The following is a 10696-nucleotide window of genomic DNA, read 5'->3' as shown; positions in this document are numbered from 1 at the left end:
GTTCATCGCGGGGTCGAACCAGATCGTCAGCGACCCACGGCGCTTGAGCGCTTCGTTATAGGCTGGCCAGTTCGAAGTCTTGTAGATCGCGGGTGTCGGTCTGCTCATGCCACCCACCTACCACGCTGGATTCACGAGATGAATCCCTCTCGGGATTTATGCAACACAGCCGAACCTTCTCCGAAGATCGACGGTGACCGCCGGCCGCGGAGAGAACCCCAGAGCCCGGCGCGCAGGATAAAACGCTGCGAGATCAGCACTTGACCAAGGCGATTAGGGTCAGGACCTATTGATCGCGCGCTGGCGGCAAGACTCAGGCTGCGCAAGGAGACCGTACAATTGCTGATGTAGCGAACTACGAAAATCTGCCCCTTTCTGCCGAATTGACTGGACTTCGCGCTGCGAGAGAGCGGTAGTGGCACCGGCCAGGCCGAACGGTCACATCTCCGCCCGGGATTTCCCGGGTTCATGTCAGTAGCAGGGGCAGGGTACTCCTGCGATGCCTGACAGGAGATGACCATGACCATCGAAGCCATGACAACCAGGTCCGGGCGCAAGTCGAACCCAAAGTCCGGCATCAAACGGGTGAGCAAAAAGGACCAGCTGATCCGGATGCTAAGCACAACGACCGGTGCCGACGTCGCGACGATCAGTCGGAAGCTCGGCTGGCAGCCGCACACGGTGCGGGCGGCACTGACGGGTTTGCGCAAGGCAGGCTATGAGGTGGCTGCGGAGACGTCGGGGCAGGGGAAGCCGGCGCGCTACCGGATCGTGTTTGCGGCCTCTGCCATGGAGTCGACGGAAGCTGCCGCCATCAGATCCTGCGAGACGACCGATGCCGGGTAGGGCCGATCCCGATCGTGCCCGGCTGCGGCAAGCCTGGGAGGCGGTCTTCGGCGTGCCACCGCCGGCCTACGCGTCGGTGGCATTCCTGCGCCTGGCGCTCGAGCATGAGGCGCAGGTGAAGCGGCATGGCGGGCTGCCGGTCGCCACCCGACGCGCGCTGCGCAAGATTGCGGAGGGCAAGCCGGTCCGCGAGGCACGCGGGTCTCTTCGCGCCGGTGCCCACCTTGTGCGGGAGTGGAACGGACGGAGCTACCAGGTCGAGGTGCTGGAGAGGGGCTTCCGGCTCGACGCCAGGATCTACCCGTCGCTCTCGGCGATCGCCCGGCACATCACCGGCACGACCTGGTCGGGCCCGCGCTTCTTCGGACTGACCAACCGGGGCGGGGGCAAGGGATGAGGAAGATCCGCTGCGCGATCTATACCCGAAAGAGCTCGGAAGACGGTCTCGAGCAGGAGTTCAACTCGCTCCATGCCCAGCGGGAGGCCTGCGCCGCCTACATTGCCAGCCAGAAGGCCGAGGGCTGGGTACTGCTTCCAACGTGCTACGACGACGGCGGGATCTCCGGCGGCACGCTGGAGCGGCCGGCGATGCGGCAGCTCCTGGCGGATGTCGATGCCGGCCCCGTCGATCAGATCGTGGTCTACAAGATCGACCGGCTGACGCGGTCGCTCGCCGACTTCGCCAAGATCGTGGAGCGGCTGGATGCGGCCGGTGCCTCCTTCGTCTCGGTCACCCAGAGCTTCAACACCGCGACCAGCATGGGGCGGCTCACGCTCAACATGCTTCTCTCCTTCGCGCAGTTCGAGCGCGAGGTGACGGCCGAACGCATCCGCGACAAGATCGCGGCGTCGAAACGCAAGGGGCTCTGGATGGGGGGGCATGTGCCCTTGGGCTATGATGCCGATGGACGGACCCTGAAGATCAACGCGACCGAGGCCAAGACGGTCCGAACGATCTACGATCTCTATGGTTCTCTCGGGACGGTCCGCGCGGTGACGGAAGAGGCCGCACGCCAGGGCCTCAGGTCTAAATCCCGGGCCATCGCGGACGATCGCATGCAGGGCGGCATACCCTTGGGCCGCGGTCACATCCATCACATCCTCACGAACCCGCTCTATGCCGGAAAGATCCGCCACAAGGGACAGGTCCATGACGGCCAGCATCCGGCGATCATCGATGCCGATCTCTGGGCGGCGGTGCAGGCGCAGCTGACGGCGGAGGCCAGAAAGCCCCGCGCACGGAAGGCAGTGGGCACCCGGTCCCGGCTCTGCGGCAGGCTCTTCGACGAGACCGGCGACCGGCTCACGCCGTCGCATTCCAGGACAGGACGCGGCACCCGGCTGCGCTACTACATCTCCCATCGTCTCGTGGCGCGGAGCGGCGAGGCTGGCGTGACGGGATGGCGCCTGCCGGCGGAGGAACTGGAGGCCCGCGTCGAGGCGATCGTCCGGGAGCTCCTCTCCGATGTCTCCCTGGCCGGACGTCTGACCGTCGATCCCGGGGCCGATGAGATCGCGCGGCTGCGGTCGGCGCTGGATGGAGTGACGGGCGGGGCGGGCCGAGCCGGACTTCTCGACCTGGTCAAGCGCGTCGACATCGCGCCGGGAGCTCTGATCCTCAGCCTGGACGCACCTGCGCTGGCACAGGAACTCGATGTCGATCCGGTCCGCCTCGTCGACGACGGACTCACGAAATCCGTTCCGTTCCAGCTGCGCAAGCGCGGGGTCGAGACCAAACTGGTGCTGGCTGGCGCCCCCGCCAGTCGCGATGACACGCTGATCCGCAACATCGCGCGGGCCCATCACTGGTACGGGCAGATCCGGGCAGGGCGCAGCTTCGAGGAGATCGCCGCAGACGATAACGTCTCGAAGCGCCGCGTGCAGCAGATGATCGATCTCGCCTTCCTGGCCCCCGAGATCGTCCGGGATGTTCTTGATGGCAAACAGCCGCTCGGCTTCACGTCAGACTGGTGCAAGACCCATGCGCTGCCGTCCGACTGGAACGACCAGCGCCGCGTGATCAGCGCGCTCTGATCGACCCTCTCCACACCTCGCACCGCGAAAATGCCGAACGCAGACTTCCGGGCATCTGCGCCCGCTTTTTCGGTGACGTGGCGGTCTGCGCAGACAGAGCTGTCGCGCAAGTCACGGAAAACGCGCGACTATCCGAGCGAAACCTCGCACCGTCTCGAATTCTGTAACTGGTTGGCTGGGGCGGTAGGATTCGAACCTACGGTACACGGTACCAAAAACCGACGCCTTACCACTTGGCCACGCCCCAACTGCGCGGGTTCATAACCAAGGCCGATGCGCCCTGCAAGACCAAAGTTCCGCTTTCCGACATTGAGAATGAACCGAAACCAGAGTAGTCGCGGCGGCATGGAGCGGACAGACGTTTTGATCCTTGGCGCCGGGGCGGCCGGCATGATGTGTGCCATCGAGGCGGGCAGGCGCGGGCGCAGGGTCGTGCTTCTGGATCACGCAACGCGACCGGGGGAAAAGATACGGATCTCCGGCGGCGGGCGATGTAACTTCACGAATCTGGCGGTGCCGCCGGAGCGGTTCCTCTCGCGCAATCCGCGGTTCGCGGTCTCGGCGTTGCGACGGTTCACGCCGGCCGATTTCATCGCGAGGCTCGATGCGGCGGGAATCTCCTGGCACGAGAAGGTGCTCGGCCAGTTGTTCTGCGACGGGTCGGCGCGACAGATCATCGACATGCTGACCGGCCAGATGGCGGCGGTCGGGGTCGAGTTGCGGCTGGCGGAATCGGTACGGCGGGTCGAGTCAGACGGCGCCTTCGTCGTAACGACCGATCGCGGACCGGTCAGGAGCGACAGGCTCGTCGTCGCCACCGGCGGCAAGTCGATACCCAAGATGGGAGCCACCGGGCTCGCCTACCGGATCGCCGAGCAGTTCGGTCTCGCCGTGACCGAGACCCGGCCGGCGCTGGTGCCGCTCACCTTCGCGGAACAGGAACTCGTCCGGCTGAAACCGCTTGCAGGCGTGTCGGTCGAGGCGCGGGTGACTGCGGGCAGGATCGGCTTCGAGGAGGGGCTGCTTTTCACCCATCGCGGGCTCTCGGGACCGTCGATCCTGCAGATCAGCTCCTACTGGCGCGAGGGCGAGGAACTGAGCGTCGATCTGGCGCGCGGCCGGGATGTCGCGGCAGAGCTCAAGGCGGCGCGGGCGGAGGCGGGGCGGGTCGCGGTGCAGACCGCGCTGGCGCGGTTCCTGCCGGACAAGGTGGTGGCGATGGTGCTGTCCCAGTCCGGGATCTCGGGGCGTCTCGCCGACCAGTCGAACGCGGCGCTCGACCGGCTCGGGGCAGTGGTACATCGCTGGCAGGTCAAACCGGTCGGGTCGGAGGGGTACCGGACGGCGGAGGTGACGCTCGGCGGGGTGGATACCGACGGGCTCGACTCGCGGACCATGGAGGCGCGGAGCGTGCCCGGGCTCCACTTCATCGGCGAGGCTGTCGACGTGACGGGCTGGCTGGGCGGGTACAACTTCCAGTGGGCCTGGTCGTCGGGATGGGCGGCGGGGCAGGCGGTTTGAGACGGCCGTGCGCACTTCGCTTCTGGCTCTGTGCCCGGGCTGCACACCGGCTAGGATCGGGGCGACGTGCCGGACGCGCGTCCTCAACGGGCAGGAGGTGATGATGGCGTGGCTGATCGTGAGCGAGGATGCGTCGAACGGGGCGGCCATCCGGGCCGATGACCGCGTGATGGAGGCGCATTGGCAGTACGAATGCGCGCACCGCGCGGTGATTCTCCTGGCCGGGAGCCTGCGGCGGGACGACCTGGAGACAAAAACCGGCAGCGTTCTTCTCCTCGATCTGGAAACCCGCGAGGATGCGGAGCGGTTCTTTGCGGACGACCCCGCCACCAAGGCCGGCTTGCGTGGCGCAACCGAGATACGCTGGCTGAACCCCGCGATTCTGGACCGCAGGGTGCAGGACTGAACCGTCCGTCGAGGAGCGGGCCGGGCGCTCAGATCCGGAGCGGATCGGCCTTGGCGATGCGATCGAGCGCCATCAACGTGTCGAGGAGCCTCGGCATGTCCGATAGCGGGATCATGTTCGGGCCGTCCGAGGGCGCGCTGTCGGGGGATTCGTGCGTCTCGATGAAGACGCCGGCGATGCCGAGGCTGACGGCGCAGCGCGCCATCGCGGGCGCAAACTCACGCTGGCCGCCCGAGGCGCCGCCAAGCCCGCCGGGCTGCTGCACCGAATGGGTCGCGTCCATGATCACCGGGTAGCCGGTCTTGGCCATCGTCGGCAGCGACCGCATGTCGGCCACCAACGTGTTGTAGCCGAAGCTCGCGCCGCGCTCGGTCAGGAGGATCCTCGTGTTGCCGGTGCTCTCGACCTTGGCGGCGACATTGGCCATGTCCCAGGGCGCGAGGAACTGGCCCTTCTTGATGTTGACGACGCAGCCGGTCTCGCCGGCGGCGATGAGGAGGTCGGTCTGGCGGCAGAGGAAGGCAGGGATCTGGATCACGTCGACCACGGCGGCGGCAATGCGGGCCTGTTCGGCATCGTGGATGTCGGTCAGGACCGGAAGCCCCATCGACCGGCGCACGCCTTCGAGCACCGTCAGCCCCGCGTCGATGCCGAGCCCGCGCCGGCCCGAGAGCGAGGTGCGGTTGGCCTTGTCGTAGCTTGCCTTGAAGACGTACTGGGCACCGGCGGCGGCACAGGCCTCGGCCATCGTTCCGGCAATCATCTGGGCGTGGTCGGCGCTTTCGAGCTGGCAGGGTCCGGCGATCACGGTCAGTACCCGGTCGTTGCCGACGGTCAGCCCGCCGACGATTACGTCCTTCATCTCGGTCATGTCCGGCTCCTTATGAGGTCGCCTGTTCGCGCAGGATCGACGCGGTCAGCGACAGCATGAGGTAAATGCCACCGAAGATCAGGAAGGCCAAGAGCGTGTTTTCGAAGGCGCGCGGATAGGTCGCCTCGTCGGGCGCGACCGGGCTGACGCTGGTCTCGAGGTAGCGGACCTGGCGGTTGGCCTCGATCCGCGCGGTTTCGAGCTGCTGCAGCGCGTGGCCGAGCATGAGCTGGCGGTTTTCCAGATCGGCGTCGGCGATGCGGAGCTTGCCCGTGACCTGGGCCAGAGAGGCGGCGCCACCGGACCCCTCCGTCAGCCCCGCGCGCATGTTAGAGATCATCGATTCGAGGCGCGCAATATCACCCTCTGTACCGGCGACACGCGCCTGGTTCGGTTGCGCATTGTCGAGAAGCTGCTGCAGTTCGAGACGTTTCTTTTGCAGCTCCACCTCGAAGGTTGCGACCTGGCTCATCAAGGTGTGCGACTCCGTCATCGGATCGAAGACGCCAAGTTCCTCCTGCAGCGAGAGGACGCGCTCCTGCGCCTCGAGCACCTTTGCCTCGGCTTCCTGATAACTCTCCCGCGCGCCCTGCATCTGGTCCTCGCGCAGGCGGGCGGAAAGCTGGTCGACCTGCTGTTCGGCATAACCGATCAAGGCTTCGGAGAAATTCTGGCTGACCATGGGATCGGCCGCGATGACCTCCATCTTGATCAGCCCCTCTGTCGGATCGTAGGCAATCTTCACGTTGCGCTGATAGACCTTGTAGGCGGCCTCGTTCGAGGCACCCGCGTTGAGGCGTTGCAGCGGATCGATGAAATCCTGCGAGAAATGCTGCTTGAACCCGAGATCCGCGTCGAGCCGGAGCATTGCGTCGCGCGACCCCAGATACCCCTGGACCGCGATCGAATCCTGCGATGTCGCGAACTGTGTGCCGCGGAACATCGAGCCGAGCCCGGTGGACTGGCCGTCGGCCTGCTGGATGACGAATTCAGTAACAGTGGCGTAAAGCGGCGTTGCGATCCGGAAGAAGTAGAAACCCGCGAGCAGCGTCGGCAACAGGACAAATGCCGCGAGGCGTGCCATCAGCATCGCGAAGTTGCGGCGCCGGCGGCGCACGATGTCGCGCTGGATTGCCATGATCTCGCGCGTGCGGTCGGCTTCGGTCACGACCTGCGGGGCGGGCGGGGGCGGGGTGCGGACGGGCTGCGGCAGCTGCACCCTGTCCTCATCGGGCGCGGCCTTGCCTGCGCTGATCACCTTGAGCACAGCGCTCGGCTGGAAAGGGTCAATTCCCTGCTGCCGGAGTTTCAGCACCGCGTCGAAATCCGAGGTTGCGGCGATGCCATGCTTTTGCGCGAGGCGGCGCGCCGTGCGCAGCTGCCGCCCGGTGAGCCCCTCGGCCGCGATCGCGGCAGGATCATCCCCGGCGCCGGACCTGTTCGAGGCCGGCGCTTCGGGTCGCCGGATGCGGAACTTCTGGGCCTTAGGTGGCGTAGTCATACATCCGTTTCGCTTCTTCAAGGGTGTCGAACATGTGCAGCCTGCCGTTGCGAAGCACCGCCGCCGAGCGGCAGAACTTCTCCAGCGTCTCGGCCTGGTGAGAGACGACGACGACCGTCGCGGTTTTCAGCCGGTCCTTCAGGATCGAGCCGGCCTTGCGGTTGAACTCGACATCGGTGGACGCGGGCATCCCCTCGTCGATCAGGTAGATGTCGAACTCGATCGCGAGCAGGAGCGAGAAGCTGAACCGCGCCTTCATGCCCGCGCTGTATGTGCCGACGGGCATGTCGAAATACTCATCGATCCCGCAGACCCAGCGACTGAATGCCTCGACGTAATCGGGATCGAGCCCGTAGAGCCGGGCGATGAAGCGCGCATTCTCGCGCGCGGTGTGGCGGCTCACGACGCCGCCCATGAAGCCGAGCGGGAAGGAGACGCGGCAGGACTTGCGCACGACCCCCTCGTCGGGCTTCTCGAGACCGGCCATCATGTTGATGATCGTGGTCTTGCCGGTGCCGTTCGGGGCGAGGATTCCCAGCGACTGGCCGAGCTCGACCCGGAACGACGCGCGGTCGAGGATGACCTTGCGGCCCCTTCCGGTCCAGAAGGATTTGCTCACATTCTCGAATTCGAGCATCCGATTGCCCTGGCGCTGCCCTGCCTGCCTGACGTGCTTACGGCGTTTTTCTTAACATACATGCTACGCCGGAACTTGGCCGGCATTATGGCGAAGAACCCGGGCGATGCTGTCGCCCGGGCAGGAGGGCTCAGCCGGTGACCTTCTCGACCCGGCAGATCCGACCCGCAACGAGCGAGATCAGCGCAGCGCCGAAGGAGAAAAGCGCGCCCATCTTCGCGGCGTCCTGAACCGGGCCGCCTGGGAAGGCGACCGAGGCCACGAAGAGCGCCACGGTGAAGCCGATGGCGGCGACGCAGCCGATCACCACAAGATCGACGGAACGCATGCCCTGCGGCAGCCCGAGCCGCATCGGATAGGCCGCGAACCAGCCGAAGAGGAAGATCCCGACGGGTTTGCCGACGATGAGACCGAGAAGCACGAGCCAGGTCGGCGCGCCGATCGCCGAGAACTCGACCCCGGCATTCAGCAGACCGAAGAAGAACAGGACGATCTCGACGGGATACTTCAGGTGGTGTTCGATCCAGTTGAGGAGGTCCGTGAGGTATTGTTCGGCCTCGGCGAAGATGCCGAAGGCGCGGTCGGCATGCGGAATCGTCGGTACGATCGGCAAGAGGCCGAGCGCAGGGTGAATGCCGGATTCCTGGAAACCGAACCAGCTCACGCAGCCGGCGACCAGATAGGGCCAGAACGAGAGCTTCTGGCGGACCCAGGTCGAGTTCGGGCGCAGCTGGTTGCCGCGGTCCATCCGGCGCGGCAGCCAGTTGAAGAAGAAGAAGACCGCGACGGCGGCGCCGAAGGACACGATCAGCCACTCCGGCGCAAGATCGCCCGTCGGGTAGAAGATCGCGAGGATGATGAGGCCGGCCGCATCGTCGGCGATCGCCAGCAGCAGCAGGAACCGGATCGCCGGATGCCCGGCGCCGAAGACCATGCGGCCGACGAGGTAGGAGAAGGCGATATCCGTCGCGGTCGGGATCGCCCAGCCGCGGCTTACCGTCTCGTAGACGCCGAGCACGGCGGCGAGGCCGAGATAGACGGCGATCGGGCCGAACATGCCGCCGGCGGTCGCGATCAGCGGCGTCATCGCCTTGCGGCCGCGGAGCGAGCCGTTTTCGAGGATGATCGCCTCCCACACTTCCTTCGCCGCGATGGCAAAGAAGAAGGCCATGCCGACATCGTTGACTAGGTAGTGCAGCGTCAGCGTGCGGACGGCATGGCCGCCCTCCTCGTGTAGATGACCGATGAAGAAGTTGTCGACGATCACGAAATCGACGAAATGATGGTAGCTCGACGCGTCGATATTGGCCCAGACGAGCGCGATCAGGGCGCCGGCGATCAGCAGCAGAGAATAGTTGGTGACGTAGTTCCAGACGCGATACATCCGCGCTCTCCCTCCCCGCTACGGCCCTGTTTTGCCGGGCTTAGCGGAAAACCGCACAGGGGGCAACGGTCGGTGGAACGGTCAGGCGATGCTCTGCCAGAGAAGGCCGGCGATGACCGAGCCGGCAAAGGCATAGCCGAGATAGGCCGCGAAGACGCGCGGCTTCACCAGCGCCCAGACGGCGATCGCGGCGGGAATGCAGCTCACGCCGCCCGCGAGCATGAAACTCATCGCCGCGCCGTTCGACATGCCCTGGTTGAGCAGCGCGTCGACGAGCGGCACCGCGGCGTAGCCGTTGAGGTAGGCCGGAGCGCCTAAGAGAGCGCCGAGCACGATCGGTCCGAGGCCGGGTCCGCCGACGAGATCGGCGATCCACTCGGCGGGAACATAGCGGATCATCACCGCCTCGACCGCATAGGCGAGCGTCAGCCACTTCAGGAGGAAACCCGCATTCTCCAGAGCCGCGGCGCGGAAGGTGGCGCGGCGCGCGGGGTCATTCCAGAACCGCCAGACCGGTGTCCCGGAAAACGGTGTCTTCGATCCGCAGCAGCTTGTTTCGCACCGCGGGGCGTTTTGCGCCCGGAGCGGATCGCGGAAGACGGGCGTCGCGGCGAAAGCCCAGGTGCCGAAGCCGCCCATCAGCCCGAGCCCCACCGCGGCGGCAGTCTTGGCAAGCGCGAAGTCGAGCCCGAGCGTTCCCGAGGTGATCAGGAACATCGCCGGGTCCATCAGCGGCGAGGCGAGCCAGAAGGCCATCACCGCGCTCAAGGGCGCGCCGAGCGCGAGAAGCGCGGCGATGAAGGGGATCACCTCGCAAGAGCAGAACGGCGCGAGCCCGCCGACCAGGGCAGCGAGCATGATCATCCGCACCTCGCGCCCTTGGAAGGCGCGGGCGACGAGGTTCTCGGCGCCGCTGGCCTTGAGCCCGCCGATGGCGAGAACCGCGAAGGCGATGAAGGGCGCGGTATCCAGAAGCGCGCCGCCGGTGAAGCGCACGACGGGCCAGAGTGCCGCGGCATCCATGACCGCCACCGCCGCCAGGAGTGCCGCGAGCAGGAGCCAGGCACGGTCGAAGCGGGCGCCGTGGCTGTGCCCGGAATGGGAATGGGTGGTTTCAGCCATGATGGTGCCTCTTGTCGGCGCAGTCGGCGCAGCATTCGCGCAGCAGAAAGTCCGACAGCGCGCGGACCTGATCGTAGGCGATCGCCGCGCAGATGATCGATCTACCCTGCTTCGTCTGGGTCACGAGGCCGGTATGCGCGAGAATCCTCAAATGGTGCGTCAGGGTCGAGCCGGTCACGCCGCAACGCTCGCCGAGCGCGCCGATCGTCAGCCCCTCGGACCCCGCCCGCACCAGTGCGCCGAGCACCGCGAGGCGCTGTTCGGAACCGAGTGCCGAGAAGGTCGAGGCGGCGACTTCGACGGGCAGTTCTGCGATGGGGGCGGGGGCGGCTGTATGTTTCATATTTCTAATATTATAGAAATATAGTCTGGGC

11 protein-coding genes, 1 tRNA gene and 1 pseudogene are annotated in these 10696 nt (G+C 66.2%); 5 read left to right on the top strand and 8 right to left on the bottom strand.

Features of this window, described 5'->3' with window-relative positions:
- A pseudogene (locus tag OM960_RS16475) lies at positions 1 to 108 on the bottom strand (IS5/IS1182 family transposase); the annotation flags it as partial.
- A 411-nt stretch (positions 109 to 519) separates the two neighbouring features.
- Between OM960_RS16475 and OM960_RS16470 the strand changes: the two are divergent.
- The 3 genes from OM960_RS16470 to OM960_RS16460 are packed head-to-tail and all read left to right on the top strand — an operon-like array spanning position 520 to position 2880.
- A complete protein-coding gene (locus OM960_RS16470; protein ID WP_263338360.1) occupies positions 520 to 846 on the top strand; it encodes a DUF3489 domain-containing protein in 327 nt (108 codons plus the stop codon).
- Entirely contained in the window at positions 836 to 1243 is a 408-nt protein-coding gene (locus tag OM960_RS16465; protein WP_263338361.1) for a DUF2924 domain-containing protein, read from the top strand. Before OM960_RS16470 ends, OM960_RS16465 begins: the two co-directional genes overlap by 11 nt.
- Entirely contained in the window at positions 1240 to 2880 is a 1641-nt protein-coding gene (locus OM960_RS16460) for a recombinase family protein (protein WP_264772724.1), read from the top strand. Before OM960_RS16465 ends, OM960_RS16460 begins: the two co-directional genes overlap by 4 nt.
- A 172-nt stretch (positions 2881 to 3052) precedes the next feature.
- Here OM960_RS16460 and OM960_RS16455 read toward each other — a convergent pair.
- Positions 3053 to 3127 (bottom strand) — tRNA-Gln (locus OM960_RS16455).
- Between the two features lie 98 nt (positions 3128 to 3225).
- Here OM960_RS16455 and OM960_RS16450 point away from each other — a divergent pair.
- Together OM960_RS16450 and OM960_RS16445 are read left to right on the top strand one after the other, a co-directional pair.
- Positions 3226 to 4401 (top strand): BaiN/RdsA family NAD(P)/FAD-dependent oxidoreductase, encoded by a 1176-nt coding sequence (locus OM960_RS16450; protein ID WP_264772727.1) that lies wholly within the window; start codon positions 3226 to 3228, stop codon positions 4399 to 4401.
- Positions 4402 to 4504: 103 nt separating this feature from the next.
- On the top strand, positions 4505 to 4807 hold the full coding sequence (locus tag OM960_RS16445) for a YciI family protein (RefSeq protein ID WP_264772723.1): 303 nt from the start codon (positions 4505 to 4507) through the stop codon (positions 4805 to 4807).
- A 28-nt stretch (positions 4808 to 4835) separates the two neighbouring features.
- Here OM960_RS16445 and kdsA read toward each other — a convergent pair whose 3' ends face one another.
- The 6 genes from kdsA to OM960_RS16415 all read right to left on the bottom strand — a co-directional run bounded on the left by kdsA (position 4836) and on the right by OM960_RS16415 (position 10665).
- A complete protein-coding gene (kdsA, locus tag OM960_RS16440) occupies positions 4836 to 5669 on the bottom strand; it encodes a 3-deoxy-8-phosphooctulonate synthase (protein ID WP_264772726.1) in 834 nt (277 codons plus the stop codon).
- Between the two features lie 19 nt (positions 5670 to 5688).
- A complete protein-coding gene (locus OM960_RS16435; RefSeq protein WP_264772722.1) occupies positions 5689 to 7179 on the bottom strand; it encodes a KpsE/RkpR family capsule polysaccharide export protein in 1491 nt (496 codons plus the stop codon).
- Positions 7163 to 7816, bottom strand: a complete 654-nt coding sequence (locus OM960_RS16430; protein ID WP_263338366.1) for an ABC transporter ATP-binding protein — start codon at positions 7814 to 7816, stop codon at positions 7163 to 7165. Before OM960_RS16430 ends, OM960_RS16435 begins: the two co-directional genes overlap by 17 nt.
- A gap of 130 nt (positions 7817 to 7946) precedes the next feature.
- Positions 7947 to 9200 (bottom strand): Na+/H+ antiporter NhaA, encoded by a 1254-nt coding sequence (locus OM960_RS16425; RefSeq protein ID WP_263338367.1) that lies wholly within the window; start codon positions 9198 to 9200, stop codon positions 7947 to 7949.
- A gap of 81 nt (positions 9201 to 9281) precedes the next feature.
- Complete coding sequence (locus tag OM960_RS16420) at positions 9282 to 10322, bottom strand: permease (protein WP_264772721.1); 1041 nt, start codon at positions 10320 to 10322, stop codon at positions 9282 to 9284.
- A complete protein-coding gene (locus tag OM960_RS16415) occupies positions 10315 to 10665 on the bottom strand; it encodes an ArsR/SmtB family transcription factor (protein WP_263338369.1) in 351 nt (116 codons plus the stop codon). The genes OM960_RS16420 and OM960_RS16415 overlap by 8 nt, the downstream gene beginning before the upstream one ends.
- Positions 10666 to 10696 lie beyond the last annotated feature (31 nt).

It is taken from the genome of Defluviimonas salinarum (genome assembly GCF_026013545.1).
GTDB lineage: Bacteria > Pseudomonadota > Alphaproteobacteria > Rhodobacterales > Rhodobacteraceae > Albidovulum > Albidovulum salinarum.
This window is presented reverse-complemented; position numbering and strand designations above follow the sequence as displayed.

Excerpts from the sequence above, each read along its gene's own strand:
- OM960_RS16470 (WP_263338360.1), top strand. The coding sequence starts at position 520 with ATGACCATCGAAGCCATGACAACCAGGTCCGGGCGCAAGTCGAACCCA.
- OM960_RS16465 (WP_263338361.1), top strand. The coding sequence starts at position 836 with ATGCCGGGTAGGGCCGATCCCGATCGTGCCCGGCTGCGGCAAGCCTGG.
- OM960_RS16460 (WP_264772724.1), top strand. The coding sequence starts at position 1,240 with ATGAGGAAGATCCGCTGCGCGATCTATACCCGAAAGAGCTCGGAAGAC.
- OM960_RS16450 (WP_264772727.1), top strand. The coding sequence starts at position 3,226 with ATGGAGCGGACAGACGTTTTGATCCTTGGCGCCGGGGCGGCCGGCATG.
- OM960_RS16445 (WP_264772723.1), top strand. The coding sequence starts at position 4,505 with ATGGCGTGGCTGATCGTGAGCGAGGATGCGTCGAACGGGGCGGCCATC.
- kdsA (WP_264772726.1), bottom strand. The coding sequence starts at position 5,669 with ATGAAGGACGTAATCGTCGGCGGGCTGACCGTCGGCAACGACCGGGTA.
- OM960_RS16435 (WP_264772722.1), bottom strand. The coding sequence starts at position 7,179 with ATGACTACGCCACCTAAGGCCCAGAAGTTCCGCATCCGGCGACCCGAA.
- OM960_RS16430 (WP_263338366.1), bottom strand. The coding sequence starts at position 7,816 with ATGCTCGAATTCGAGAATGTGAGCAAATCCTTCTGGACCGGAAGGGGC.
- OM960_RS16425 (WP_263338367.1), bottom strand. The coding sequence starts at position 9,200 with ATGTATCGCGTCTGGAACTACGTCACCAACTATTCTCTGCTGCTGATC.
- OM960_RS16420 (WP_264772721.1), bottom strand. The coding sequence starts at position 10,322 with ATGGCTGAAACCACCCATTCCCATTCCGGGCACAGCCACGGCGCCCGC.
- OM960_RS16415 (WP_263338369.1), bottom strand. The coding sequence starts at position 10,665 with ATGAAACATACAGCCGCCCCCGCCCCCATCGCAGAACTGCCCGTCGAA.